The organism is Mesorhizobium sp. WSM4848, assembly GCF_055811375.1.
Genome location: NZ_JBVVPX010000002.1, coordinates 327126 through 352540, shown reverse-complemented (window position 1 = coordinate 352540; position 25415 = coordinate 327126). Strand labels below are relative to the sequence as shown.

Below are 25415 nucleotides of genomic sequence, written 5' to 3'. Positions count from 1 at the left end.
GGCCGGCAAGGTTTCCTCGCCGGCCTGTCTCACCCGCCCGTAGGTCGGTTTTCCGTATCAGGACGATCCCATCTGAGGAAAACCGGCCATCATCGCCACTTACCGATTGCCGTCCAGTGCCGAGGCGAGGCGCACCAGCGATAGGAACTCGGACCGGTAGCCGAACGGGTCGGCTCCTCGGGCGGCAGTGGCAATCTCCATGATCTTGTCGTAGCCGAACTTCGCGGTCGCATCCTCGTCGCGCAGCTTCTGGCCAAAAGCTGCTACGGCAACGGAGAAGCGCTGGTCGGTGCTGGCCCGGTCGAAATCAGTAACTTCGTTGGCCGATGTCACCGGCGTGGTGATCAGCTTCGAGGCATCCTCGTTCGGCAGCTTGTAGCGGATCTTGACGAACGCATATTCGTCGGCGTTGGCAACGCCGCCATTGTTCACGGACGCCTGGCCGTAGCGCAGCGGATCGATCTTCTCGCCGCCGTTGCCTCTCGGCGTGATCTCGTAGATCGCGGTGACCGAATGGCCGGAGCCGATCTCGCCGGCATCGACGCGGTCATTGTTGAAATCCTCGCGGTTCAAGGCACGGGTCTCGTAGCCGATCAGCCGGTATTCCGAGACTTTTTGCGGGTTGAACTCCACCTGGATCTTCACGTCCTTGGCGATGGTGAACAGCGTCGAGGACGCATCCTCGACCAGCACCTTCTCCGCCTCGGCCAAAGTGTCGATATAGGCGGCGGTGCCGTTGCCGTTCTGGGCGATGGCCTGCATCATCTGATCGTTCAGATTGCCGCGACCGAAACCGAAGACCGAGAGGAACACCCCGGTTTTGCGTTCCTTTTCGATCAACCGCTTCAGCTCGTCGTCGTCGGTCTGGCCGACATTGAAGTCGCCGTCCGTCGCCAGCATCACGCGATTGATGCCGTCGTTGACAAAGGATTTCTGCGCCAGCCGATAAGCTTGCCTGATACCCGCCTCGCCGGCCGTGCTGCCGCCGGGCGCCAACGTGTCGATGGCATTGAGTATCTTGTCCTTCTCCGAAACCTTCGTCGGCTCCAGGACAGTGCCGGCATCGCCCGCATAGGTGACGATCGAGACGGTGTCGTCGGGCTTCAATTTGTTGACCAGAAGCCGGAAGGCGGACTGCAGGAGCGGCAGCTTGTCCTGCTCGTTCATCGAGCCCGACACGTCGATCAGGAAGACCAGATTGGCCTTGGGCTGCTCGGCCGGCTTCGCGTCGAAACCCTTGATCGCGACATGCATCAGCCTGGTGTGCTCGTTCCACGGCGTCGGCATGACGCTGACGGTCGAGTTGAACGGCGTCGAGGCAACGTCCGGACCTTTCCAGTCATAGGGGAAGTAGTTGATCATCTCCTCGACGCGGACGGTGTCGGCCTGCGGCAAAGCACCTTCCCTAAGCGAGCGCCGCACGAAGGAATAGGAGGCCGTGTCGACATCGATCGAGAAGGTCGAGACAGGATCCTCGAGTGCTGCACGCACCGGATTGGTCTTGAAATCCTCGACGCGGTCGCGGTTTTGCTCCGGCAGAAGCATCTGGTCGGCCGGCATGGCGGCAGGCGGTTGCAGCATCAGCTTGGATTCGGCTGTTGTGCCGGCCATACCCTTGACCGCTGGGGCGCTCGCGCCGCCGTCCTGTGCGAACTCGGCGCTCGCCGCCGGCGAGGGCGGCGTATTGCCGGTCGGCGCACCCTGCCTTGCCAGGGCGCCGGCAGCAGCCGATTCTGGCTTCGGCGGCGATGCCGGCGCGACAAGCGCCTCGGCTGCGACGCGGTTTTCGGCGTCGGCATCGGCTTTCTTCCGCTTGTCGGCCTCGGCTACGGTGAGCGGCCTCACCGCTGCCGGCGCTTTAGCCACTGGTTTGTCGGCCAGCGTTTCGGTGATCTTCTCGTCCCCACCGGAACGGAATGGCTGCTCCTGCAGCATATAGATCGTGGCGTATCCGGCGATCGGCAGGGCGACGAGCCCGGCAATGGCCGGGGTGGCGAAGAGTTTCTTTTGCATGATCTCGCTCCAGAGCTTTTGTGCTCGCTCTGTGAGACGAAGCCCTTTCGCCGTTCCTTGGGCAGCAGGTGAAGTTTTTTCGCTCAGGTCGTAAGCCCGCATGGCGGCCCCTAAGGCACGCGCCTTCGCCTCTGTACCGGGTGCCGGTGCTGCGATGTCGCGCAGCCTGTTGAGTTCGTTGTCATCGACCATGATCACACTTCCCCGGCTGAAAGCATGAGCGCCTTCAACCGTTTCTTCGCTTCATGGATGTGCCAGGAAACCGTCGTCTCCGAGATGCCCATCGCCTCGGAAGCGAGTGCGTGGCTCAGCCCTTCGCCATAGACCAGCAGCACCGCGTCGCGCTGCTTGTCCGGCAGCATCCGCACCGCCGCCCAAAGCGCCTCGGCTGGATCTTCGAGCTCGGCCGGGGTCTCTCCCGAGATCAGCTCGTAAGCCCCGTAGGCTTCGGTCTTGATCGCCTCGCGGACGGTCTTGCGCATCATGTCGCGTGCCGCATTCAGTGTCATGGTGTAGAGCCAGGTGGTGAAGGCGCCGGTGCCATGATAGTCGCGGATCGCCCGGCCGAGCCGGACGCAGACTTCCTGGGCGATATCCTCGGCGTCGGCCTTTTTCCCGCACCAGCGATAGGCGGCGCGATAGACGAAGTCATAGTGCCTTTCGAGCAATTTGCCGAAAGCCCCCCTGTCTCCGCCCTTCGCCCGCCCGATCAGCTCGGCGTCGGAGGCTTCGCTTTCATCCAGCATCATCGCCATCATTTGCCTGTTGGACGAAGGCTAATGGCGATTCCTTGGGATGATGGAAAGATTTTTTTGCAGGCGGTCAGATGACCACCAGCGGGCTATCGGGGTCGCAATGCGGTGTTCAAGTTTCGTGCGGCATTCAGCGATGCTACAGACGGGCGAACGCCGCCATGTGAAAGGCCTGAACCTGTGGCGGATAGCGGTAGTCGGCGCCATAGGGACAGGCGTTGCGGTCGACACAACCGCCGGTTCGGCACGGCGCGCCGTTGTGCCCACGCACATGCGCCAGACAGGTCTTGTGCGCAAACCCATCCGCAGAATACGCGTCGACCGGACAGGATTTCAGGCAAGGTTTGTCGACACATGCATCGCAAAGGTGAACCACTTCGCGAGTTTCCCCAAACGCAATCTCGTCCTCGAACAGCAGCGCGCCGCGATAGGCGTGCCAGAGCCCGTATTGCGGATGCATGAGAATGCCGAGCGGCGACGGTTTCAGACCCTCCGCCTGCATCGCCCATTGCTGGAACGGGAGATGTGGCTTGTCAGACGGCGACACGGCACGCGCGGCGAAGTCGTTCGCCACTGCGCCGATCACTTCGCGCGACCATGTGTCGAGCGGATTTGCAACGGTCGGCAATTGACTCTCCCGCCAGCGCAGAAAATGCGGCCACGGCGCAGCGCCCGCCTGTCCCACCAGCAGCACGGATCTGGCAGCAGCGCCGGAGAGACCGGAGGGTGTTTCCTCACCGCCTGCAAAATTGAAGTCGCCGCGCAGGATGAGGCCGTGGGCGGAAAGCGCCGCCGCTATACCTTCGACCATGCTGCGCTCAACAATCATCCCTTCCTGTCCGGCTCGGAGAAGGCGCTCCGCCAGACTTCCTTGTGGATGATGTTGGCGACTTTAGCCCCGCCTGACTCGGGCTCCTTTCAGGTGAAGGCGTCGGCCATCGACGCCTTCTTGCTGGCGATGAAGTCCTTCAGCCCATCGTCGATGCCCTGATCGAGATGCGGCGCCTCGTAGCTTTCCAGCCAGCGGCGGGCGAGTTCGTTGGCGCGCTGCGGTGCGGACTTTTCGCCTTCGGCCAGCCACTGCTCGTAGGAATTGTTGTCGGCGATGCTGGAACGGTAGAAGGCCGTCTGGAAATTGGCCTGGGTGTGGTCACAGCCGAGATAGTGGCTGCCCGGGCCGACCTGGCGGATGGCATCCATCGCCTGGCCGTTCTCCGACAGGTCGACGCCTTCGGAGAACTTCTGCGTCATGCCGAGCTGGTCAATGTCCATCATGAACTTTTCGTAGCAGGAAGCTAGCCCGCCCTCGAGCCAGCCGGCCGAATGCAGCACGAAATTGGTGCCGGCGAGGATCGTCGAGTTCAGCGTGTTGGCGCTCTCATAGGCGGCCTGCGCGTCCGGGATTTTCGAGGCGCAGAGCGAGCCGCCGGTGCGGAACGGCAGGCCAAGCCGGCGGGCGAGCTGCGCCGCGCCATAGGAAACCAGTGACGGCTCCGGCGTGCCGAAGGTCGGCGCCCCCGACTGCATCGAGATCGACGAGGCGAATGTGCCGAACAGCACCGGCGCACCCGGCCGGATCAGCTGCGTGAACGACGCGCCAGCCAGCACTTCGGCCAGGACCTGGGTCAGCGTGCCGGCGACCGTCACCGGGCTCATCGCGCCGGCGAGGATGAAAGGCGTGACGATACAGGCCTGGTTGTGACGCGAATAGACTTTCAGCGCCCCCAGCATGGTCTCATCGAACACCATCGGCGAATTGGCGTTGATCAGGCTGGTCAGCACCGTGTTGTTCTCGACGAAATCGTCGCCGAACACGATCTTGGCCATCGCCACCGTGTCTTCGGCGCGCTCCGGCGCGGTGACCGAGCCCATGAACGGCTTATCCGAATATTTGATGTGGCTGTAGATCATGTCGAGATGGCGCTTGTTGACCGGCACGTCGACCGGCTCGCACACCGTGCCGCCCGAATGGTGGATCGACGGCGCCATATAGGCGAGCTTCACGAAATTCTGGAAATCCTCGATCGTCGCATAGCGCCTGACGCCGTCGAGGTCGCGCACGAAGGGCGGGCCGTAGACCGGTGCGAAGACCGTGGCGTTGCCGCCGATCTGCACCGAACGTTCGGCATTGCGGGCATGCTGGGTATAGACGGACGGCGCGGTTTTCAAAAGGGAGCGGCAGAGCCCCTTCGGAAAATGCACGCGCTCGCCCTTGACGTCGGCGCCGGCCTCTTTCCACAGCTGCAGCGCCTCGGCGTCGTCGCGAAAGATGATGCCGATCTCCTCGAGCACCGTGTCGGTGTTCTTCTCAATCAGCGCCAGCCCTTCCTCGTCCAGCACCTCATAGACGTTGATCTTGCGCTTGATGTAGGTGAGCTGGGTGCCGGGGCCGCCACCCGAACGCGCCGCCCGTCGGGCAGCGGCACCACCGCTGGCGGCGCGTCCGCGCCGCGCGTTTGACGCTTCCTGGTCGACCGGCGCGTTCTCACTCATGATCGTTCTTCCCTGACTTTTGTTCTGGCGCAATTATCACGGCCGCATATCGCGGCTTCTGGCCGGATCGTAGTCATGCACCCTATTCGAAACGGCCCGCCAGCGCCAACGCCTGTCGCAAAATCGACAAGAATTCCAATAGATCTGCAGTCGCTTTCCTTTTGCGGGAAGTCGCAAATCAGCTATGGACGCAAGCCTGTAGCGGGTTAGGTATTGACGTGATATTTGAGGCCCCGCAATTGCATCTGTGCGGCAAGGAGCTGGATTAAAAATGGCCGACGACGAGATCATCCTTTCCGAGCTTTCCGACGAAGAACTCGTGCAACAGATGCACGACGACCTTTATGACGGGCTGAAGGAAGAGATCGAGGAAGGCACCAACATCCTTCTCGAGCGCGGCTGGGCGCCTTACAAGGTGCTGACCGAGGCACTGGTCGAAGGCATGCGCATCGTCGGCGAGGATTTTCGCGACGGCATTCTGTTCGTGCCGGAAGTGCTGTTGTCGGCCAACGCGATGAAGGCGGGCATGTTCATCCTGCGTCCGTTGCTCGTCGCCACCGGCGCGCCGAAGCAGGGCAAGATGGTGATCGGCACCGTCAAGGGCGACATCCACGACATCGGCAAGAACCTTGTCGGCATGATGATGGAGGGCGCCGGCTTCGACGTCATCGACCTCGGCATCAACAATGCGGTGGAAAAATATCTCGACGCAATCGAACAGCACCAGCCTGACATCATCGGCATGTCGGCGCTGCTGACGACGACGATGCCCTACATGAAGGTCGTCATCGACACGATGAAGGAAAAGGGCATCCGCGACGACTATGTCGTGCTGGTCGGCGGCGCCCCGCTCAACGAGGAGTTCGGCAAGGCCGTCGGCGCCGACGCCTATTGCCGCGACGCGGCCGTGGCAGTCGAGACCGCCAAGGACTTCATGAAGCGCAAGCACAACGTCCGCGCTTCGGCCTGAGCTGACGACGAGGACACAAGAACATAAGTACGGAGCCCGCACTTATGCTCTGGCAGACGAGGCGCCGCGTAACGCAGGCATGTCAAGACTTCAACAAGCAACAGCGATCCGCGTAGCGGCTTGACGCGCCTATTCAGACTCTTTCGCCTCTTCCTTTTTCAGGATCGGCGTGTCGGCAGTTGTCGGCGTATTCGCGACGCTTGCGACTTTGGTTTGCTGATCTACGCTTGCAGCTTTGGTTTGCTGATCTACGGAAGCCGTCGTTTTGTTGTGGCCAACACATTCCGCTGCGGCGCCGGACGCCGAAAGGCCCAGAGCGGCGACAACTAAGAGAGCGGTCTTCATTCTATGCTCCTAGCTTCGTTGTTGAGGTACAGGGCGAGATTACCGGCATGTCCCGCATTCGAAAAGTCAACTTTTTGTGCCTGCCGTGACGATAGGGAATTGCGGATAGATGGTCACCCAAGCCTGCGCTTCGGCCTCATCTCCGCCAACTCGGCATGGACAACAGACCGAACCGCGCCTTGCGGCACGGCTTGGTTGCTCCCATATATTACAAGGACTTAACGCGCATCGCTTGAACTTCCTCGATAGCGATGCGCCTTGTTGATACCCGCGGGATCAGGGATTCTCGACCGTGTCCTCGACCGCGTTTGCTGTCGATTTGACGTCCCTGCCGACGCCGCGGATGGTGTTGGCGCAGGCCGAAAGTGCCAAGGCGCAAGCGAGAATGGCGACAGGTGTCAGGCGCAACAGTTTCATGGACGGTGTCTCCCTCGTTCGATAGATTCGAAACCAATAGCAACGAAACCCGCTTCTATGGGCGCCATGCGAAAACTACAACCCGATCAAGGTGACAGGCTGCTCGTCATCGCCTGCGGGATGATTGCGCGCGAAGTCCTGGTCGTCAAGGAGCAGCTGGGGCTCGACCATCTCGACCTGACCTGCCTGCCGGCGGAGTTCCATTTCTACCCGGACCGCATCGCGCCGGCCATGGACAAGGCAATCGAGAAGGCCAAGGCGGACGGCTACAGTAACATCTTCGTCGGCTACGCCGATTGCGGCACCGGCGGCATGCTCGACCGCGTCTGCGAGAAGCATGGCGTCGAGCGCATGGCCGGGCCGCATTGTTTTGCCTTCTACCAGGGCATGGATGCTTACGCGAAAATCGCCGACGACGACATGATGTCGTTCTACATGACCGACTTCCTGTGCCGGCAGTTCGACGCCTTCTTCATGAAGCCGCTCGGCCTCGACAGGCATCCGGAACTGATCAAGGACTATTTCGGCAATTACGAGAAGCTGGTCTATATCGCCCAGACCGACGATCCGGAACTCGACAAGGTCGCCGAGAAAGCCGCAAAAATGCTGGGTCTCGCCTATGAGCGCCGCTCGACCGGCTACGGCGATCTGACGAAGGAGTTGGCCAGCGCCGCCGGACACGGCTGACCGTTCGATCAGGCCGCCCCTTCTTCCGCTGCAAGCCCGGCGAGCACAGCGGCAAAGCTCGTCTTGCAGACGAAGCCCAGCCTGTCCCGCGCCCGCGAGGCGTCGTAGACACGGTCGATCGAGGGAAACATCGTCCAGCCCTTTCGCGCATAGAGCGCCGGAAACTCCGGAAAATAACGCGCGACGACTGACGGGGCGTCAGCGATCAATGCCACGCAATCATCAGGCCGGAACGGCGTTGGCGCCGAGACTATGAAGGTGTCGAAGCCCAGTTGCGGCGCCTTCTCCAGCGCCGCGACATGGGCCTCGGCGGCATCTTCCACGGTCAGACGGCGGAACAACAGCTCATTGGCCTTGGTGTTGGCGTCCGACTGCTCGATCGCATGCGCCATGTCGTCTGCCTCGGGAAAGAACCGGGCGGTGCGCAGCACGATCACCGGCAGCCCGGACTGGATGTGATAGAGGCGGCAAAGATGTTCGGCCGAAAGCTTGGTTACGCCGTAGATGTTGCGCGGCTCGGGCGACATGTCTTCCGTCAGCCAGGCGGCCTTGCGCGCACCGCCGGTGAGGCCGGCGCGTATCGCTTTCGAGATCATCAGCGAGGTCGTCGACGTGAAGACGAAGCGCTGAACGCCTGATAACACCGCCGCGTCGAGCAGGTTGAGCGTACCGCGCACATTCGTCTCGATGAAATCCTCATTGCGGTGGTGTTCGATATCAGGCTTGTGCAGCGCGCCGCTGTGGACGATCGCCTCGATGCGGTTTTCCCCGACCGTCCGCATCACCAGATCACGGTCGGCGACCGAGCCGATCATCTGCGTTTGCGCCGACGGGACCGGATCCAGCCCGATGACGGCATGGCCAAGCGCCCGCAGGCGCGGCGCGAGCGCACTGCCCAGCCAGCCTGACGACCCCGTAAGCAAGATCCGCATCGGCAAAACCACGAGTTTTAAGCTGACCGCTGTTAAGCACGGATGACAGGCCGCCGCGAACGGGTAAGTTGTATGCCAAACGAGAAAACAGGCTGTTCCAGCCGTCGACCGGGAAACGCACCGATGATCGCTCGCCTCTTGATTGCCGCAGGCGTTTTCTGCTTCGCCCTGCCCGCGCTCGCCGATGGCGAGGTGCAGAAGCTGATCACGCCCGCCGACAAGGTGCGGCTCGACAAATATGACGAGACGCGCAAGGCAGCCCTTGATGAAGCCAGGGCCGGCGAAGCCGCCGAGGTCAAGCAGCTCGACGCCTTGCTGGCAAGGCCGCTGGTCGCGTTTTCAGACAAGGACCTGACCGGCAACTGGCAATGCCGCACCATCAAGGCCGGCGGACTGAGCCCGCTCGTCATCTACGGCTGGTTCAAGTGCGAGGTGAGCGACGATGGTTCGGGCTGGATGCTGGAAAAACGCACCGGTTCGCAGCGCACCAAGGGCCGTTTCTTCGACGACGGCGAAAAGCGCGCGATGTATCTCGCGCTCCTTCTTTGTCAACAACGATCCCGCAAAACCCTATGGCAGCGGCCCGCAAAGCGACCAGGTCGGCTATGCCTTTCGCAACAGCGCCAACGAATGGCGCATCGAGTTCCCGGCTCCCTATCACGAATCGAAGCTCGACATCCTTGAGTTCAGGCGCTGAGCCCGCTGTCCTGAGGCCCAAGCCGATCATCAGGGTTAACCCGGCGGTCTAAAGCGAACCCACGCGCTAGTGGTGAAGACCTGACGCTTGGTACACACGTAGAAGGACGCGAGACGACCCCTTGCGGACCATCCCTGATGAGAGGTCAAGGGAACGTCGTGACCCTTTCGCGACCTTGGCGCGGGCGTGGTTTAAGGACAGCTGTGGGGATCTGCCGTTCGTTCCAGCGATCTGAAATTCGGCAGGGTTCAAAGACCGGACGGTTGATCCGCCTACCTCGCTAACACGCCGGCCGCTAGAAGCCCGTCGGCCACAACTTCCATGACGTTGCATGGGACCCCAGTTGTGTAAGACTGCCGGACTGTTGCCGAAGGAGCCCTCCGGCGTCTCCACCGCGGAAGTGGGACATGGACATTGAGGAGTGGCTGCGCAGCTTAGGGCTGCAGCAATACGGCACGGCCTTTCGTGAGAACAACGTCGAGGCCGAAGTGCTCCTGCGGCTGACGGCCGAGGATCTCAAGGACATCGGCGTCAGTTCGGTAGGGCACCGCCGGAAGCTTCTGGAGGCTATCGCCGAGCTGCGGGAAAGTTCCTCTGCAATCTCAGCTGAAGGTGTCAAAGCCTTGACTCAAGTCGCCGAACTTGCGTCGGCACCGGCATCCCCAACCGGTGCCGAGCGGCGGCAACTGACCGTGATGTTCGCTGATCTGGTCGGCTCCACCGCGATTTCGGCTCGGGTCGATCCCGAGGAGATGAGTGAGATCATCCGAGGCTACCAGAATTGTTGCGCAGGCGAGATTACCCGCTTCGAGGGACACATTGCGAAATTCATGGGCGATGGTGTGCTGGCATATTTCGGCTGGCCACGAGCGCATGAAGATGATGCCGAGCGGGCGGTGCGCGCAGGCTTGGCGGTTGCCAGTTCAGTGGCGCAACTGCGGGCGCCGGATGGCAAGCCGCTTGCTGGCCGGGTGGGGATCGCGACGGGTCTCGTGGTGGTCGGTGAGCTTGTCGGCGACAAGGAAGCGCGCGAGCGGGCGGTGGTCGGCGAGACGCCGACCTTGGCCTCGCGACTGCAGGACCTGGCCCGGCCGGGCAGCGTAATTGTCGCCGAGAGCACAAGACATCTGCTGGGCGATCTGTTCGAGTTGGAGGATCTTGGACCACAGGTTCTGAAGGGCTTCGAGACGGCCTTGAAAGCCTATTCCGTCAGAGGCGAGGGCCGGGCCGAAAGCCGCTTCGAGGCATTCCACACCGGCGCGCTGACGAAGCTCGTTGGCCGCGAGCAGGAGCTGGCTCTGCTTCTGGAACGCTGGTCGCGGGCGGAGGAAGGTGAAGGACAGGTAATCCTCCTCTCCGGGGAGCCGGGGATTGGCAAGTCGCGCGTTGTGCGCGCCCTGCGCGAGCACTTGGCCAACGAATCGTACATCCCGCTCAGCAATTACTGCTCGCCGTACCACACCAACAGTGCGCTTTATCCGGTGGTCGGACTTTTGGAGCGGGCGGCGCATTTCGACCGTGATGACACCGCCGAGATGAAGCTCGATAAACTTGAAACTCTGCTCGCTCGGGGCGGCGAGCAGGACCGGGAGGCGGCGCAAGTACTGGCCGCTCTGCTTGCGATCCCAACTGAAACACGCTACCCGCCAATCGATCTGCCGCCACAGCGCATCAAGCAACGTACGCTGGAAATCTTGGTCGAGCAGCTCGCCGGCCTCGCCAAGCAGAAGCCTGTGTTGGCCGTATACGAGGATGTGCATTGGATCGATCCTTCGACACTAGAGCTGCTGGGCCTGGTAATTGAGCGGGTCCAGCGTCTGCCGGCACTGGTTCTGATCACGTTCCGGCCGGAATTCAGCCCACCCTGGACCAGCCATGCCCATGTGACCCAGCTCTCGCTTTCTCGGCTCACGCGACGGCACGGCGCGGCAGTGGCTCTCCGCGTCACCGGCGGCAAGGCGCTACCGCGCGAGGTTCTAGACCAGATCATGGCGCGAACTGACGGGGTTCCGCTATTCGTTGAGGAACTGACCAAGACAGTCCTGGAGTCAGGCCTTTTGCGGGACGTCGGCAATCATTTCGAGTTGACCGGAACTCTCCCGCCGCTGGCGATCCCGGCTACGCTGCACGACTCGCTAATGGCTCGCCTCGATCACCTGGCGCCGGTCAAGGAGGTGGCGCAGATCGGGGCTGTAATCGGCCGCGAATTCTCGCACGATCTGCTGGCCGCCGTGGCGCCGCACGACGAAGGCAAACTGCAGGACGCTTTGGCCCAGCTCTGCAGGTCTGAGCTGATCTATTGCCGCGGTGCGCCGCCGGAAGCGACCTACAGCTTCAAGCATGCGCTTGTGCAGGATGCGGCGTATTCCAGCCTTCTTAAAACTCGGCGGCAGCAGATGCACGCGCGCATCGCCGCGGCTCTCGAAGAGCGTGTGGCAGCGGGTTCCGAGGCTTTGCCGGAGATCATTGCCCATCACTGCACCGAGGCAGGCCTTATCGAGCGGGCAGTCAGCTACTGGTGGCAAGCCGCGCAATCGGCGATCCAGCGCTCGGCAATTTTGGAGTCGATTGCGCACCTGGAAAATGGGCTAAGACTTGTCCGCACGCTACCTGACACTCAGGAGCGCGTCCGCCTGGAGCTGGATATGCAGGTGGCGTTGGGCACCGCCTTTATGGCGGCCAAAGGTTGGTCGTCGCCGGCCACCGCAGCGGCGTTCGCGCGAGCCGAGGAGTTGTGCGAGCGAGTGGACGACATCACTCTGCGCAGCGTGGCCGATTACGGCCGGTATCTCGTCTACCTCCTGCGTGGTCAACTCGATGCTGCGCTGGCAACGACGACATCGATGCTCCGCAGGGCCGAATGCGACTGCGATCGGGCCACAATCATGATCGCACACCGGTGCGTCGGCATCACGTCGGTGCACCGGGGAGATTTTGATGCGGGACGCAAGCATATGGAGGCGTCGTTGGCGCTGTACGATCCGAACGAGCACGCCGCGCTTGCCTATCGATTCGCCTATGATCCCCGTATCGCAAACCTTTGCTATATCGCCCACGCGCTGCTGCACCTCGGTTATCCCGATCAAGCATTCGAGAAATACACCGAGTTGTTACAGGCTATAAGACACCACCGGCACAGCCCATCCGCGGCGTTCGGCCTGTTCCAATCGGCCCTGTTTTGCACTTATTCGAGAGATCTCGGCGCGTATAAGCGCGACAACAACTTCGGTGCGGATGAGGCCATTGTCGATGAACTGATCTCAATCAGTACGGAGCACGGTTTCTCACTTTGGCGTACAGCAGGGGTCATTCTCAAGGGTTGGGTTCTGATCCAGGCGGGTGAGTCGGATAGCGGTCTTGCTCAAATGCGTGACGGCATAGTCGAATGGCGTGGGCACGACGCTAAGCTTTTTGTGCCACGCTGGCTGCTCATGCTCGCCAGCGCCCTCAGCAGGCTTGGCAACCCACGCGCGGCACTCGACAGGATCGAGGAAGGGCTCGCATTGATCACCGAGACCAATGAGCGGTGGAACGAGACTGAGTTGCACCTCCGCAAGGGCGAACTGCTCCTGGACTTGATGGCCGACGAGAAGGCCGAGGCTTCCTTCCTGCACGCGCTTACCGTGGCCCAACATCAACGCGCCAAGCTTTGGGAGCTGCGAGCCGCCACATCTCTTGCCCGACTCTGGGTCCAGGGAAACAAGCGGCAAAAGGCCCACGACCTTCTCGCACCGGTTTGCGGCTGGTTCACAGAGGGCTTCGCGACGCCGGACATCAAGGAAGCGAGGACGTTCCTCGATCTAGTAAAATCCTGATCTGCCGTTTTGGACAATCTGCTGCAGTTAACAATCTCAGGGAGGAGATGATGACGTTCCATTCACTCAGAACACGGGAAAAATTACACCTAGCTCGGATTTCGGCGGCGGTGCTGATCGCAATCACCTTGTCTGCTTTCGCGGTCGCTGCGGCGGAAGCGGCAAATGCAGCGGAAGCGGCAAAGAAATTCTTCGACGCTTACCGCGATCGTAAGGTAGACGCCATGACCACTCTTTTTACCGAGAATGCCACGTTCGTCTACGTGCCTTTCGGTGACGCTGGTTCCGGCAATGTCCTCAAAGATGGCGTGCCGGTCTGGCGGACGCTGATCGATGCTTTCCCTGACCTGCGCAACGAGGTTAGCACAATCTGGGAGGACAAGAGCGGTGACGTTGCCTTCGTGGATGTTCACATCGGCGGAAAGCAGACTAAGGACGCGTTTGGAATCACGAACAAAGGCAAGGAGTATTGGTTGCGCCATCTGTTCATTCTGGAAACTAACGAGGAAGGCCGGATCATCCAGATCACGAGCTTTTGGGACAACGCTACTTGGTACACTCAGCTCGGCAAGACTAGCCTGGAGTGATCGCGAGTCGCGCTCTATTGCGCTCGAATGAGCCACATAACGAACCCGGCCGAAACGGCGCGATTCATCCAACCCCCAGGAAGCCGCGCCGGGTCGCTCGTCCCGAAGTAGCGCGTCAAGTCCAATCACTAGATGTCTGGATTGAGTGCGGATCACGATTTCGCAAGTGAGAACACGAAGGTCTTGATATGGCGCTGCCTGTGCGTTCCAATCGGCGACACGGAAGGCAGAAAACCGCTCATCGCTGCAATTCGATTTGGGTATCAACCGTCAGATTTTCACCACTAGCACTATGTCTTTACGGGCGCCGCGTCGCGGCCTGCCTGGAAACAATGGTGCCACCGACGATCTGGTTCTATCTCTCGACCGGCGCAAAAACCGGCGTCTGGCAACAAGCGCCGATTTACCGGACAGCGCCCCGGCGATAAGCTTGGCCCTTATGAGCGAAATCGACCACCGCACCATCATCGCCAGCCTTTCGGTCGATGATCGTCGCGACCTCACCACCAAACTGGACAGGCCTGGCATTGTCCGGCTGGCTGTTCACGGCGGGCTGGTTGTCGTGCTGGGTGCGCTGATCGCCGCCCGTATTCCGTTCTGGCCGGTTCTCGTGCTGCCGCAGGGAATCCTGATCGTCTTTTTCTTCACGCTGTTGCACGAGACGATCCACGAAACAGCCTTCAGGACGCCGTGGCTCAATCGCGCCATCGCCACCATGACCGGCTTCCTGATCCTGCTGCCGCCGGCATGGTTCCGTTATTTCCATTTCGCGCACCATCGCCACACGCACGATCCCGACAACGACCCCGAACTGATGGCCCCAAAACCGGAGACCATAGCCCAGTACCTGCGCTATCTCTCCGGCGTCCCTTACTGGAGCGGGATGGCGCGCGTGATCGTCGTCAACGCGGCCGGCCGCAACCGCGACGGCTTCGTGCCGGACAAGGGTCGCGACAAGGTGATTTTGGAAGCACGTTGGTTCCTGATCGCCTATACGATGCTGCTGGCGGCGTCGCTGGCCGCACAGTCGGCGCTGCTGCTGTGGGTCTGGATCGTGCCGGCGCTCATCGGCCAGCCCTTCTTGCGGGCCTATCTGCTGGCCGAGCATGCGCTGTGCCCGCATGTCGCCAACATGCTCGAAAATACCCGCACCACCTTTACCACAAGACTGGTGCGCTTCGTGGCGTGGAACATGCCTTACCACTCCGAGCATCACTCCTATCCGGCCGTTCCCTTTCACCGCCTGCCGCGTTTCCACCAGATTGTCGCCGAACATCTGCGCACGACCGAGCGAGGCTATATCCGCTTCCACAGGAAGCTTGCCGGCAGCTTCGATCGTCGCGCCGGCTGATCGAAACCAGGCTAAGCATCGAAAATTTTCGCGTTTGCTTTTGCGGCCGCCAATTGCGTCGCTTTTGAATGCGCGCGCGTCGTCCCATAACAAGCAGCCCAACAGCGCTTCCGGCAATGCTCCAGGTCACTACAGCGCCGCGTTCCTATTGGACGCGCAAAGGACGCTGTAGCACTTTGAGTTGGCGCATGATCCTTTCCGAAAATCGATTCCGATTTTCGGGGTCATGCGCGAGGAGTAAGAAATTCATGGCCGATCTGATCGTCGTCTACTGGCGCGACATCCCCGCCCAGGTCATCGTCAGGAAGGGCCGGCAGAACGCCAAGCGCGAACTGCCGCTGCGCTTTACCGAGGCGATCGACATGTCCGCGATGCGCACCGGCGCCGGCGGCACCGACGACTATCTGGCCGAATGGCGCAAGGCCGACCCAGTGCCGGTCGGCGACGATCTTGAAGCCGAGGCGGAAAAAGCCCTTCAGGACATCGACGCGAAATACGACCGCGACCGGCTGGTCGCTCTGGTCAAGGCGGGCGGAAAAGAAGATGTCTGAAACCACCCCGGCGATTACCCAGGCCACTCTGGTCAAGAAGGCAGCGCCAAAATCCGACTACAAGCCGGCCGACGTGTCGCCGCAGCGGCGCGTGCAGCGTTCCTTCGCGGTCAGGCTGTGGTCCGTCCGCCACTCGCGACTGCTCGAATGGTTCTACGCCAGGTTCTCCGACATGTTTTTGCTCCTCCATCCGCTTTGGAAGCGCATTGGTTACGGCCGCGTCGAAGGTCCGATCAAATTCGTCGAAAAACGCGTCAAGGGTTTTATGTTCGACTGCCGCATGTGCGGCCAGTGCATCCTTTCTTCTACCGGCATGTCGTGCCCGATGAATTGCCCCAAGCAATTGCGCAATGGCCCTTGTGGCGGTGTGCGCGCCAACGGCAATTGCGAAGTCGAGCCTGATATGCCGTGCGTCTGGGTCAAGGCCTGGGAAGGTTCGCGACACATGGTGCATGGCGACAAGATCCTCGACGTGCAGAAGCCGGTCGACCAGTCGCTGCGCGAAACCTCGGCCTGGCTGCGGGTGACCGCACAGGCCGCCGCCGCCCGCGAAGCCGCGCGCAACGTTCCTAAACCTGGGGCACCGGCATGATCGGCCGCCAGCCCGACGAGAACCCGGCCGGCATCCATCTGCCGCTCGATCCGCTGCCCGGCCACACCTCTCGCGGCCGGCTGGAGCGCGTCCTGCGGCGCGGCGAATTCGCCGTGACCACCGAGCTCAACCCGCCCGACAGCGCCGACCCGGAAGACGTCTACAACCGCGCCAAGATCTTCGACGGCTGGGTCGACGCCATCAACGCGGTCGACGCCTCGGGCGCCAACTGCCACATGTCGTCGGTCGGCATCTGTGCGCTGCTGACCCGCATGGGGTATGCCCCGATCATGCAGATCGCCTGCCGCGACAGGAACCGCATCGCCATCCAGGGCGACGTGCTGGGCGGGGCGGCGATGGGCGTCGCCAACATGCTGTGCCTGACCGGCGACGGCGTGCAGGCTGGCGACCAGCCCGGCGCCAAGCCGGTATTCGATCTCGACTGCATGTCGCTGCTCGAAACCTGCCGCATCATGCGCGACAATGGCAAGTTCCTGTCCGGCCGCAAGCTGACGACGCCGCCGCAGCTTTTCCTCGGTGCGGCGATCAACCCTTTCGCGCCGCCGATCGATTTCCGCCCCTACCGGCTGGGCAAGAAGATCGCCGCCGGCGCTCAGTTCGTGCAGAGCCAGTACTGCTTCGACGTGCCGATGTTCCGCACCTACATGCAGCAGGTCCGCGATCTCGGTTTCACGGAAAAATGCTTCATCCTGTGCGGCGTCGGGCCGCTGGCCTCGGCCAAGACGGCCAAATGGATCCGCTCAAACGTGCCCGGCATTCATATCCCCGATTCGATCGTCAAGCGGCTGGAAGGCGCCCAGGACCAGAAGAAGGAAGGCAAGCGGCTCTGCATCGACATCATCAACGAGGTGAAAGAAATTCCCGGCGTCTCCGGCGTCCATGTTATGGCCTATCGCCAGGAGGAATACGTCGCCGAGATCGTCGATGAATCGGGCGTGCTGAAGGGCCGCCAGCCCTGGAAACGCGAAATCCGCCGCGACGACCAGCTCGTCGCCGACCGGCTCGACCACATATTGCACGACGAGATCACCGAAACGCAGGTCGACATGGTCAAGACCGCGCATTGATGGCGCGGACGGCCACCATTCGCTTGATCGAAAACAGAAACGATATAAAGAAGTCTTTATATCACGAGGGAGAGATTTCATGACCCGGACGATCGTCGCCTCGGCGACACGAGAAATCATCATCGGCTTCGACCAGCCCTTTTGCGTCATCGGTGAGCGCATCAATCCAACCGGGCGCAAGAAGCTCGCCGCCGAGATGATCGCGGGTAATTTCGATACCGTCATAAAAGACGCGCTGGAGCAGGCCGCCTGCGGCGCGACCATGCTCGACGTCAATGCCGGGGTCACCGCCGTCGATCCCAACGCCACCGAACCGGCGTTGCTGGTGCAGACGCTGGAGATCGTGCAGGGTCTGGTCGACCTGCCGCTGTCGATCGACAGTTCGGTGACCGCGGCGATCGAGGCGGCGCTCAAGGTCGCCAAGGGCCGTCCGCTGGTCAACTCCGTCACCGGCGAGGAAGAAAAGCTCGAAGCCATCCTGCCGCTGGTCAAGAAATACAATGTTCCGGTGGTTGCCATCTCCAACGACGAGACAGGCATTTCGATGGATCCGGATGTGCGCTTCGCCGTCGCCAAGAAGATCGTCGAGCGCTGCGCCGATTTCGGCATTCCGGCGCATGACGTGGTCGTCGACCCGCTGGTCATGCCGATCGGCGCGCTCGGCGACGCCGGCCGCCAGGTCTTTGCCCTGCTGCGCCGGCTGCGCGAAGAGCTCAAGGTCAACACCACCTGCGGCCTGTCAAACATCTCATTCGGCCTGCCGCACCGCCACGGCATCAATGCTGCCTTCATCCCGATGGTGATCGGCGCCGGCATGACCTCTGCGATCATGAACCCGGTGCGGCCGCAAGAGATGGAAGCTGTGCGCGGCGCCAATGTGCTGAACGGCACCGACGAGAACTGCACCAACTGGATCAGGACCTACAAGGACTACAAGCCGGCCGAAGGTGGCCAGGCGATCGCGGCGCCCACACAAGTTAACGCGCCGGGCGAAGGCAATGGCAATGGCGGCCGCCGGCGCGGCGGCCGTGAAGCCCGTATGGCCCGAGGATAAGCGCGCGATCGTGAACTCTCCTGCCAACATCACCGATCCGCTCGTGCTGTTCATGCCGTCCGGCAAGCGCGGGCGGTTTCCGGTCGGCACGCCGGTGCTCGATGCCGCACGCCAGCTCGGCGTCTATGTCGAGAGCGTGTGCGGTGGACGCGCCACCTGTGGGCGCTGCCAGGTCGAGGTGCAGGAAGGCAATTTCGCCAAGCACAAGATCGTCTCTTCCAACGACCACATCTCGCCCAAGGGCGCCAAGGAGGAGCGCTATGAACGCGTGCGCGGCCTTCCCGAACGGCGCCGCCTGTCCTGCTCGGCGCAGATCCTCGGCGATCTCGTCGTCGACGTGCCGCAGGATACGGTCATCAACGCACAGACCATTCGCAAGGACGCCGACACCAGGGTCATCGCCCGCGATTCGGCAATCCACATGTGCTATGTCGAGATCGAAGAGCCCGACATGCACAATCCATCAGGCGATCTCGATCGCCTGAAGATCGCGCTGATGAAGGACTGGGGGCTCAAGAGCCTCGATTTCGATTTCCATCTGCTGCCGCAGGTGCAAGGCATCCTGCGCAAAGGCAACTGGACCGCGACCGCCGCCATCCACAAGGATGCCGACAGCGAGACCGCGCGGGTCATCTCTTTGTGGCCCGGCCTCAAGAACGAGGCCTACGGGCTTGCCTGCGATATCGGCTCGACCACCATCGCCATGCATCTGGTGTCGCTGCTGTCGGGCCGCGTCGCCGCCTCGTCAGGCACGTCGAACCCGCAGATCCGCTTCGGTGAGGATCTGATGAGCCGCGTTTCCTATGTGATGATGAACCCGGACGGCCGCGAAGGCATGACGGTCGCGGTGCGCGAGGCGATCTCGGGTCTCGTCGACAAGGTTTGCGCGGAAGGCAACGTCCAGCGCAACGACATCCTGGATTGCGTCTTCGTCGGCAATCCGATCATGCACCATCTGTTCCTCGGTATCGATCCGACCGAACTCGGCGGCGCGCCCTTCGCGCTGGCTGTCTCGGGCGCCGTGCACATCAAGGCGTCGGATATCGGCCTGAAGCTCAACCAGGGTGCCAGACTTTACATGCTGCCGTGCATCGCCGGTCATGTCGGCGCCGACGCGGCTGCGGTGACGCTGTCGGAAGGCCCGCACCGCCAGGACGAGATGATGCTGATCGTCGATGTCGGCACCAATGCCGAGATCGTGCTCGGCAATCGCCAGCGGGTCGTGGCGGCCTCCTCGCCCACTGGCCCGGCCTTTGAGGGCGCGGAAATCTCCGGCGGCCAGCGCGCTGCGCCCGGCGCCATCGAGCGCGTCCGCATCGATCCCGACACGCTGGAGCCGAAATACCGCGTCATCGGCTCGGAACTGTGGTCCGACGAGCCCGGCTTCCTCGACAGCGTGCAGGCAACCGGTGTCACCGGCATCTGCGGCTCCGGCATCATCGAGGTGGTCGCCGAGATGTACCTGGCCGGCATCATCTCCGAGGACGGCGTCGTCGACGGCGGGCTTTCCGCCCGCTCGCCGCGCGTCACCGCCAATGGCCGCACCTTCTCCTACGTGCTGAAGGAAGGCGAGCCGAGGATCACCATCACCCAGACCGACGTGCGCGCTATCCAGCTCGCCAAGGCCGCGCTTTATGCCGGCACCAAGCTGTTGATGGAAAAGCAGCACGCCGATCATGTCGACCGCATCCACTTCGCCGGCGCCTTCGGCTCCTTCATCGATCCGAAATACGCCATGGTGCTGGGATTGATTCCCGACTGCGATCTCGACAAGGTTTCGGCCGTCGGCAATGCAGCCGGCGCCGGTGCGCGCATGGCGCTCTTGAACCGCGGCTATCGCCGCGAGATCGAGGAAACCGTCAGCCGCATCGAGAAGATCGAGACGGCGCTCGAGCCGAAATTCCAGGAGCATTTCGTCTATGCCATGGCGCTGCCGAACAAGGTCGACCCGTTCCCGAAACTATCGGCGGCGGTGAAACTGCCGCCGCGCAAGACCGTCAGCGAGGACGGCATTGCCGGCGATGCCGCCCCACGGCGTCGTTCGCGCGAAGGCCACGCCGCCCGGCGCGGCCGGGGGTAGCCCCACTGCTAAAAAGCTGCACTTCGCCTTCATTCTCGTTTGCATGCACATGTTTCCGGATCAGCCCGAACTGAAACAAGGCGCTGTTTTTCGTGAAATCCACCAGATACACGCGCGGCGCATTTAACCGGCATCGAACGGCGGGCAGGAAATAACTTTCAGCTGCCGCAGCACTCCAAGGGAGATGAAGATGTCGATGTTCGAAAGCCTCGGCCGCTTTGGTACGGCCATCAAGCATGCGCACAGCAGGAACAAATCCGTCCGGGCCCTGAACAGCCTGCCGCCCGAAATTCAGAAGGACATCGGCTGGCCGGTGTCCCCGCGCAACGACCCGCAGGTCAGCTGCTCGGCCCTGCTTCTGGGTTCGGCGCGCTGATGACCTTCGCCGACAAATGCAAGCTGCTGGCCAGGCGCCGGAGCCGTCATCCGGCTCCGGCAGCAAGCGACCGTCGGCTGCGCGCCGTACTGCTGCCCCGGCGCTGAGCGCTGCTGCGAGCGACGCCCACCCAGATGCTGGCCTTGATGATCACACCGCCGTGTTGAGACTGCGCAAATCTTGACATTCTGGGCGAAGGCACGATCTTCGACAGCGAGGGTTCTCTTAGTCGGCTCAGCCGAAGTCCGTGTGTCCGCATGCCCAGTATAAAAAGCCACGTCGTGTCCTTTGTGCTCAGGCACAGCCGCAAGCAGGCTTTTTCCAGCCCGGAAAACCTGCAGCGCTGGATCGCCTATGCCCGCAAGACCGAGGACCCCCGGCCGCCTGCCTCGCTGCATCAGCGCTTCGATATCACGACGCGCAGCGTCGGCGGTTTTCCGGTCTATGACATCGCACCCAAGAGCGGCGAGAAGAAGCGTATCCTTTACCTGCATGGCGGCGCCTATGTCTTTCAAATCACGTCCTATCATTGGGGGCTGATCGCCGAAATAGCCAACCGGCTGGGCTTCGGCATCACAGTGCCGATCTATCCCATCGCCCCCGAACACGATTTCCATGCCATGTTCGGGATGGTCGGCGAGGTCTACCGGCAGATGCTCGACGAGACGGAAGCCGAGGACATCGTCTTCGTGGGCGATTCCGCCGGTGGCAACATGGCTGTGGTGCTGACCATGATGGCCGCGGAAGATGGCCTGCCCCTGCCCTCGCGCCATGTGCTGATTTCGCCCGGCCTCGACATGTCGCTCGCCAACCCCGAAGTATTCGAGGCCGAGCGCAACGATCCTTGGCTGGGCATTTCGGGTGGGCTGGAGGCGGTCCGGCTTTACAGCGCCGGCATCGATCGCAGCGACTGGCGCATCAGCCCGCTTTACGGCGACCTGTCCGTGCTGCCGAAAACGCTGCTCCTGACCGGTTCGCACGATCTGCTCAGCCCCGACAATCTGATCTTCGCACACAAGGCTCGCGTCGCCGGCGTCGACGTGGAGGTCGTCTACGAGGAAGGCATGTTCCACGTCTGGCCGTTGATCGACATGCCAGAGGCGCGGCGCGCGCGGGACAGCATCGTGGCGTTTTTGGGCAGCGAAAAACCCTCCGATCAGGTCGAGAGCAAGACCATCACCTGGTCGGCCAAGGCTTCGTCAAGCGCGCCATTCAAGACCGGATTGGCCAGCACGTAGATCGCCTCCAATATTTCTTCGTCTCGTTCTGGCTGATAGTCGATATCTTCCCTGCATTCGATCAGGTCCGCCCATGCCTCCACATCAGCAGCGGTGAGTTCTCCTGCCTGGAATCGGCGGAGCACGCTCAAGATATGATCAGCAGTCAGGATGACTACTGGCGTCTCGGACCAACCCATGTCGCTCACGATTGCAGCCAGAAGATCAATCGGCTTCCCGAACGCAATAAGATCGCTGAGCACTGAAACGCGGCTCACCGCAAGGCTCATCAGAACTTGCCGGTTTCCCTGAACACTTCGAAGGTCGCACGGATGTGGTCGGCGACCGCCTTCACTGGCGCGCTGGCGTCCGGCGCCACGACCATGGCCAGATTGTAGGTGCCGATGTCGGGCATGCCGTCCTTCGGGCAAAGCTCGACCATGTCGCTGCCGAGGAACGATTTCGGCAGCGGCGCCACCGCGAGGTCGGACATGATTGCGGCGCGCTGGCCAGCCGTGTGCGCACTCATATAGGCGACGCGGTAGTTGCGGCCCTCACGCCCGAGCGCCTCGAGCGCCCCGGCCCGCCAGGCGCAGCCCTCTTCCCACAATGACACCGGCAGCGGTTCGCGCAGATGCGCGCAGCCGCCCTTGGCGCCGGCCCAGACGATCGGTTCGGTGAGCAGCACTTCGGCGCCGAGCGCGCTGGTCTTGTAGGAATTGGTGAGAAGCGTGATGTCGAGCGCCCGGTCGTCCATGCGCCGACGCAGATTGACGCTCTGATCGATGGTCACGTCGACGGCGATCGATGGATGCGACTGGGCAAAACGCTTCAGCACATGCGGCAGCACGCGCTCGCCATAGTCGTCCGGCGAGCCGAGCCGCACCACCCCGACAATGTCGGGGATGATGAACTTCGACACCACCTCACGGTTGATCGACAACAGCCGGCGAGCGTAGCCGAGCAGCATCTCGCCATCCGTGGTCAGCGTCACCGAGCGGGCGTCGCGCGCAAACACGGAGCGGCCTAGAATGTCCTCCAGTTTCTTGATCTGCATGGAAACAGCCGACGGTGTGCGAAAGACGGCATTGGCCGCGGTGGTGAAACTGCCGGTCTCGGCGATCGCCACGAAGGTGCGCAAGACGTCGAGATCGAGCAGCGGCAACGGATGATTGAGTGGGGCGTTCATCGGGATCGGCCTTCAATTTTTCTGATGCAAACTATCATTCCATTTCGTTTGATTGAACATCACTTTGGGAGGATAGTCAACTCCATCGAAGGCAGACGCATCGAAGGGGCGACACTGATCTGCAATCGACACGAAATGAAGCTGAAACAAACCGGATGTAGCGCTTGGTCCGCCGAGCGACCGGCACCCGACCCAACCCTAAGGAGAATGAAAAATGTCTATCCTGTCATCCATCGGCCGCATCGCGACCGAATTCAGCGCGGCCCGCGCCCGCTACCAGACCGAACGCGCCATCCGCTCTCTGCCGATCGAACTGCAGAAGGATATCGGCTGGCCTGAATCCGCCGACACCAAGACCGGCACTCGCCACGGCGTTGGATCCTGGGCTGGCGGAGCAAAATAGATCGTGTGTATTCAAAGCTGAAGGCCTGCCGCGCAGATCATGTCCGGCAGGCCCTTTTTTGTTTGCAGTTTTTGGAGCCATGTCGCCGCTGCATGGCGCATATGAACAGGCTGCATGGCAGTTCAAATTTTGAACTAACGCCTTGTAAGTGATCATAAATATTGGGCGGAATGCCCAAGTTTTTCGCATTTCGTGTCGCTTTTCCTATCAAGTGGTTCGCTTTTGCGATTTAGTTTCCCTTCACGTAAGCCTATATCAGCGCCAGCCAACGAGCTGCCCCACTCCATCACGCGAAGGCGACCCGTCTGAGCAACCGAATGGAGATGATGATGAAGCTTTTTGCCCGCCTTTTTGCTCGCCGTAAAATGAACCTGACGACCGCGCTCGAGCGCCAGCGCCTTGCCAACACCATGCCGGGTCAGACCGGCGCCGTGGCCGCCGCGCGCCTCGGCTTCGTCGCCTGATCTGACAAGCTCGCAGCGGCGCTGCCTGCTTCGAAGTTGATCACAGCGCCGCTTCGGTCTGCCGAGGCGGCGTTTTTTGTCATGTGCCGACTACATGCCGCATACTTGCTCAATCCGGCAGCATGTTGGGACCGTCAACGCAGAGTCATTGCCCATTTGCGACCCATGTCGCAAATAAAGTCTTTCCGTTGCCGCCTAGCCAATTGACAGGTAAGGTGTTTCCTGATGTCGCTATGCTGATCGCGACATCCTGTTCGCGCCATTGCAGCGTGAGGGCTACCCTGTGAACGTCGTAAATCATCCGATCAGGCGATCGTTTGTATTCTTCCTGGTCCCCGATTTCACCATGATCGCCTTTGCAACGGCGCTCGATCCGTTGCGCTCGGCCAACCGGATGCTCGGCTACGAGGCCTACCGCTGGCGGCTCGCCAGCATCGACGGCAAGCCGGTGCGCGCCTCCAACGGCGTCGAATGCGCCGTCGACACCTCGCTGGAGGACGAACGCAAGAAGATGTCCGGCTCCGAACGGCCGAATATGGCGGTCGTTTGCAGCGGCATCAATGTCGAGCGCTACCAGAACAAATCGGCCTTCGCCTGGTTGCGCGAGGAATACAATCGCGGCGTCGCCATCGGCGGCTTGTGCACCGGCGCACATATACTGGCCGCTGCCGGCCTGTTGTCCAACAAGCGCTGCGCCATTCATTGGGAGAACCTGCCGGGCTTTTCCGAAGCATTCCCGAAGGCCAATGTCTTTGCCGACCTCTTCGAGATCGACCAGAACATCTACACCTGCGCCGGCGGCACCGCGGCGCTCGACATGATGCTGAAGCTGATCGGCGACGATTTCGACGACAATCTCGTTAACCGGGTCTGCGAGCAGGTCTTGACTGACCGCGTGCGCAGCCCGACCGATCGCCAGCGCCTGCCGCTGCGCGCACGCCTTGGCGTGCAGAACTCCAAGGTGCTGACCATCATCGAACTGATGGAAGCGAACCTGTCCGAGCCGCTGTCGTTGATCGAGATCGCCGACCATGTCGACCTGTCACGCCGGCAGATCGAGCGCCTGTTCCGCACTGAGATGGGACGATCCCCTGCCCGCTACTATCTGGAGATCCGCCTCGACCGAGCCCGGCACTTGCTGATCCAATCATCGATGCCGGTGGTCGAAGTGGCAGTCGCTTGCGGCTTCGTCTCCGCTTCGCATTTCTCCAAATGCTACCGCGAGCTCTATGCGCGCTCGCCGCAGCAGGAGCGGGTCGATCGCAAGCAGTTGCTGGCCGCGTAACAAGGCAATATCCTGGATGGTGTAGTCGCCACCTCCCCGCGAGGAGTGCTCGCCAAA

Annotated in this window: 24 protein-coding genes and 1 pseudogene; 16 read left to right on the top strand and 9 right to left on the bottom strand. The window is 61.8% G+C overall.

Translation table 11 applies throughout. The features are described from left to right. Positions 1–99: 99 nt before the first annotated feature. From AC0L16_RS04055 to AC0L16_RS04040, 4 genes are all read right to left on the bottom strand, one after another. Entirely contained in the window at positions 100–2205 is a 2106-nt protein-coding gene (locus AC0L16_RS04055; RefSeq protein WP_473619124.1) for a vWA domain-containing protein, read from the bottom strand. A 2-nt stretch (positions 2206–2207) separates the two neighbouring features. Beyond that, a complete protein-coding gene (locus tag AC0L16_RS04050; RefSeq protein WP_473619123.1) occupies positions 2208–2768 on the bottom strand; it encodes an RNA polymerase sigma factor in 561 nt (186 codons plus the stop codon). 136 nt (positions 2769–2904) lie between these two features. After that, a complete protein-coding gene (locus AC0L16_RS04045) occupies positions 2905–3576 on the bottom strand; it encodes a hypothetical protein (protein ID WP_473619121.1) in 672 nt (223 codons plus the stop codon). 107 nt (positions 3577–3683) lie between these two features. Continuing rightward, positions 3684–5258 carry a trimethylamine methyltransferase family protein gene (locus AC0L16_RS04040; RefSeq protein WP_473619120.1) on the bottom strand — a complete coding sequence of 525 codons (1575 nt, stop codon included), beginning with the start codon at positions 5256–5258 and terminating at the stop codon, positions 3684–3686. A gap of 271 nt (positions 5259–5529) precedes the next feature. Between AC0L16_RS04040 and AC0L16_RS04035 the strand changes: the two genes are divergently transcribed. Then, a complete protein-coding gene (locus AC0L16_RS04035) occupies positions 5530–6228 on the top strand; it encodes a corrinoid protein (protein ID WP_473619119.1) in 699 nt (232 codons plus the stop codon). Between the two features lie 129 nt (positions 6229–6357). On the opposite strand, the gene AC0L16_RS04030 is transcribed toward AC0L16_RS04035, so the two are convergent. Both AC0L16_RS04030 and AC0L16_RS04025 read right to left on the bottom strand, forming a co-directional pair. After that, entirely contained in the window at positions 6358–6573 is a 216-nt protein-coding gene (locus tag AC0L16_RS04030; protein WP_473619117.1) for a hypothetical protein, read from the bottom strand. A gap of 276 nt (positions 6574–6849) precedes the next feature. Further along, positions 6850–6990 carry an entericidin A/B family lipoprotein gene (locus tag AC0L16_RS04025; RefSeq protein ID WP_077383703.1) on the bottom strand — a complete coding sequence of 47 codons (141 nt, stop codon included), beginning with the start codon at positions 6988–6990 and terminating at the stop codon, positions 6850–6852. 57 nt (positions 6991–7047) lie between these two features. Here AC0L16_RS04025 and AC0L16_RS04020 point away from each other — a divergent pair, with 57 nt between their 5' ends. Then, on the top strand, positions 7048–7677 hold the full coding sequence (locus AC0L16_RS04020; RefSeq protein ID WP_473619116.1) for a DUF1638 domain-containing protein: 630 nt from the start codon (positions 7048–7050) through the stop codon (positions 7675–7677). Between the two features lie 8 nt (positions 7678–7685). Here the strand turns inward: AC0L16_RS04020 and AC0L16_RS04015 are convergent, their stop codons facing one another. Then, the gene (locus AC0L16_RS04015; protein ID WP_473619115.1) at positions 7686–8609 is read right to left on the bottom strand and encodes an NAD-dependent epimerase/dehydratase family protein; all 924 of its coding nucleotides are present in this window, start codon (positions 8607–8609) and stop codon (positions 7686–7688) included. A gap of 123 nt (positions 8610–8732) precedes the next feature. Here AC0L16_RS04015 and AC0L16_RS04010 point away from each other — a divergent pair. The 11 genes and pseudogenes from AC0L16_RS04010 (at position 8733) to AC0L16_RS03960 (ending at position 22038) form a co-directional block, all read left to right on the top strand. Continuing rightward, positions 8733–9306, top strand: a pseudogene (locus AC0L16_RS04010) (DUF4893 domain-containing protein). Positions 9307–9713: 407 nt separating this feature from the next. Then, positions 9714–13121, top strand: coding sequence for an AAA family ATPase (locus AC0L16_RS04005; RefSeq protein ID WP_473619113.1), 3408 nt, complete (start codon positions 9714–9716; stop codon positions 13119–13121). 50 nt (positions 13122–13171) lie between these two features. Beyond that, positions 13172–13708, top strand: coding sequence for a nuclear transport factor 2 family protein (locus tag AC0L16_RS04000; RefSeq protein ID WP_473619112.1), 537 nt, complete (start codon positions 13172–13174; stop codon positions 13706–13708). Between the two features lie 439 nt (positions 13709–14147). Continuing rightward, positions 14148–15059 (top strand): fatty acid desaturase, encoded by a 912-nt coding sequence (locus tag AC0L16_RS03995; RefSeq protein ID WP_473619110.1) that lies wholly within the window; start codon positions 14148–14150, stop codon positions 15057–15059. Positions 15060–15307: 248 nt separating this feature from the next. Then, positions 15308–15610 (top strand): virulence factor, encoded by a 303-nt coding sequence (locus AC0L16_RS03990; protein WP_473619109.1) that lies wholly within the window; start codon positions 15308–15310, stop codon positions 15608–15610. Further along, on the top strand, positions 15603–16202 hold the full coding sequence (locus tag AC0L16_RS03985; protein ID WP_473619108.1) for a methylenetetrahydrofolate reductase C-terminal domain-containing protein: 600 nt from the start codon (positions 15603–15605) through the stop codon (positions 16200–16202). The genes AC0L16_RS03990 and AC0L16_RS03985 overlap by 8 nt, the downstream gene beginning before the upstream one ends. Further along, a complete protein-coding gene (locus AC0L16_RS03980) occupies positions 16199–17290 on the top strand; it encodes a methylenetetrahydrofolate reductase (RefSeq protein WP_473619106.1) in 1092 nt (363 codons plus the stop codon). Before AC0L16_RS03985 ends, AC0L16_RS03980 begins: the two co-directional genes overlap by 4 nt. Positions 17291–17369: 79 nt before the next feature. Further along, the gene (locus AC0L16_RS03975) at positions 17370–18344 is read left to right on the top strand and encodes a methyltetrahydrofolate cobalamin methyltransferase (protein WP_473619105.1); all 975 of its coding nucleotides are present in this window, start codon (positions 17370–17372) and stop codon (positions 18342–18344) included. Then, positions 18295–20424 carry an ASKHA domain-containing protein gene (locus tag AC0L16_RS03970; protein ID WP_473619153.1) on the top strand — a complete coding sequence of 710 codons (2130 nt, stop codon included), beginning with the start codon at positions 18295–18297 and terminating at the stop codon, positions 20422–20424. Before AC0L16_RS03975 ends, AC0L16_RS03970 begins: the two co-directional genes overlap by 50 nt. A gap of 190 nt (positions 20425–20614) precedes the next feature. Continuing rightward, entirely contained in the window at positions 20615–20800 is a 186-nt protein-coding gene (locus AC0L16_RS03965) for a hypothetical protein (RefSeq protein WP_473619104.1), read from the top strand. A gap of 257 nt (positions 20801–21057) precedes the next feature. After that, entirely contained in the window at positions 21058–22038 is a 981-nt protein-coding gene (locus AC0L16_RS03960) for an alpha/beta hydrolase (protein WP_473619103.1), read from the top strand. Here the strand turns inward: AC0L16_RS03960 and AC0L16_RS03955 are convergent. Together AC0L16_RS03955 and AC0L16_RS03950 are read right to left on the bottom strand one after the other, a co-directional pair. Then, positions 21957–22307 carry a hypothetical protein gene (locus AC0L16_RS03955; protein ID WP_473619102.1) on the bottom strand — a complete coding sequence of 117 codons (351 nt, stop codon included), beginning with the start codon at positions 22305–22307 and terminating at the stop codon, positions 21957–21959. The genes AC0L16_RS03960 and AC0L16_RS03955 overlap by 82 nt on opposite strands. Further along, positions 22307–23206: a LysR substrate-binding domain-containing protein gene (locus AC0L16_RS03950; RefSeq protein ID WP_473619101.1), complete on the bottom strand. Its 900-nt coding sequence runs from the start codon at positions 23204–23206 to the stop codon at positions 22307–22309. The genes AC0L16_RS03955 and AC0L16_RS03950 overlap by 1 nt, the downstream gene beginning before the upstream one ends. Positions 23207–23420: 214 nt before the next feature. Between AC0L16_RS03950 and AC0L16_RS03945 the strand changes: the two genes are divergently transcribed. The 3 genes from AC0L16_RS03945 (at position 23421) to AC0L16_RS03935 (ending at position 25358) form a co-directional block, all read left to right on the top strand. Beyond that, the gene (locus AC0L16_RS03945; RefSeq protein ID WP_473619100.1) at positions 23421–23609 is read left to right on the top strand and encodes a hypothetical protein; all 189 of its coding nucleotides are present in this window, start codon (positions 23421–23423) and stop codon (positions 23607–23609) included. 317 nt (positions 23610–23926) lie between these two features. Then, complete coding sequence (locus tag AC0L16_RS03940; protein WP_473619156.1) at positions 23927–24073, top strand: hypothetical protein; 147 nt, start codon at positions 23927–23929, stop codon at positions 24071–24073. 346 nt (positions 24074–24419) lie between these two features. After that, complete coding sequence (locus AC0L16_RS03935) at positions 24420–25358, top strand: GlxA family transcriptional regulator (protein WP_425293609.1); 939 nt, start codon at positions 24420–24422, stop codon at positions 25356–25358. Positions 25359–25415: the final 57 nt, after the last annotated feature.

Bases quoted from the DNA above. Each gene is read 5' to 3' on its own strand.
- AC0L16_RS04055 (WP_473619124.1), bottom strand. From the start codon at position 2,205: ATGGTCGATGACAACGAACTCAACAGGCTGCGCGACATCGCAGCACCG.
- AC0L16_RS04050 (WP_473619123.1), bottom strand. From the start codon at position 2,768: ATGGCGATGATGCTGGATGAAAGCGAAGCCTCCGACGCCGAGCTGATC.
- AC0L16_RS04045 (WP_473619121.1), bottom strand. From the start codon at position 3,576: ATGGTCGAAGGTATAGCGGCGGCGCTTTCCGCCCACGGCCTCATCCTG.
- AC0L16_RS04040 (WP_473619120.1), bottom strand. From the start codon at position 5,258: ATGAGTGAGAACGCGCCGGTCGACCAGGAAGCGTCAAACGCGCGGCGC.
- AC0L16_RS04035 (WP_473619119.1), top strand. From the start codon at position 5,530: ATGGCCGACGACGAGATCATCCTTTCCGAGCTTTCCGACGAAGAACTC.
- AC0L16_RS04030 (WP_473619117.1), bottom strand. From the start codon at position 6,573: ATGAAGACCGCTCTCTTAGTTGTCGCCGCTCTGGGCCTTTCGGCGTCC.
- AC0L16_RS04025 (WP_077383703.1), bottom strand. From the start codon at position 6,990: ATGAAACTGTTGCGCCTGACACCTGTCGCCATTCTCGCTTGCGCCTTG.
- AC0L16_RS04020 (WP_473619116.1), top strand. From the start codon at position 7,048: ATGGGCGCCATGCGAAAACTACAACCCGATCAAGGTGACAGGCTGCTC.
- AC0L16_RS04015 (WP_473619115.1), bottom strand. From the start codon at position 8,609: ATGCGGATCTTGCTTACGGGGTCGTCAGGCTGGCTGGGCAGTGCGCTC.
- AC0L16_RS04005 (WP_473619113.1), top strand. From the start codon at position 9,714: ATGGACATTGAGGAGTGGCTGCGCAGCTTAGGGCTGCAGCAATACGGC.
- AC0L16_RS04000 (WP_473619112.1), top strand. From the start codon at position 13,172: ATGACGTTCCATTCACTCAGAACACGGGAAAAATTACACCTAGCTCGG.
- AC0L16_RS03995 (WP_473619110.1), top strand. From the start codon at position 14,148: ATGAGCGAAATCGACCACCGCACCATCATCGCCAGCCTTTCGGTCGAT.
- AC0L16_RS03990 (WP_473619109.1), top strand. From the start codon at position 15,308: ATGGCCGATCTGATCGTCGTCTACTGGCGCGACATCCCCGCCCAGGTC.
- AC0L16_RS03985 (WP_473619108.1), top strand. From the start codon at position 15,603: ATGTCTGAAACCACCCCGGCGATTACCCAGGCCACTCTGGTCAAGAAG.
- AC0L16_RS03980 (WP_473619106.1), top strand. From the start codon at position 16,199: ATGATCGGCCGCCAGCCCGACGAGAACCCGGCCGGCATCCATCTGCCG.
- AC0L16_RS03975 (WP_473619105.1), top strand. From the start codon at position 17,370: ATGACCCGGACGATCGTCGCCTCGGCGACACGAGAAATCATCATCGGC.
- AC0L16_RS03970 (WP_473619153.1), top strand. From the start codon at position 18,295: ATGGCGGCCGCCGGCGCGGCGGCCGTGAAGCCCGTATGGCCCGAGGAT.
- AC0L16_RS03965 (WP_473619104.1), top strand. From the start codon at position 20,615: ATGTCGATGTTCGAAAGCCTCGGCCGCTTTGGTACGGCCATCAAGCAT.
- AC0L16_RS03960 (WP_473619103.1), top strand. From the start codon at position 21,058: ATGCCCAGTATAAAAAGCCACGTCGTGTCCTTTGTGCTCAGGCACAGC.
- AC0L16_RS03955 (WP_473619102.1), bottom strand. From the start codon at position 22,307: ATGAGCCTTGCGGTGAGCCGCGTTTCAGTGCTCAGCGATCTTATTGCG.
- AC0L16_RS03950 (WP_473619101.1), bottom strand. From the start codon at position 23,206: ATGAACGCCCCACTCAATCATCCGTTGCCGCTGCTCGATCTCGACGTC.
- AC0L16_RS03945 (WP_473619100.1), top strand. From the start codon at position 23,421: ATGTCTATCCTGTCATCCATCGGCCGCATCGCGACCGAATTCAGCGCG.
- AC0L16_RS03940 (WP_473619156.1), top strand. From the start codon at position 23,927: ATGGAGATGATGATGAAGCTTTTTGCCCGCCTTTTTGCTCGCCGTAAA.
- AC0L16_RS03935 (WP_425293609.1), top strand. From the start codon at position 24,420: ATGATCGCCTTTGCAACGGCGCTCGATCCGTTGCGCTCGGCCAACCGG.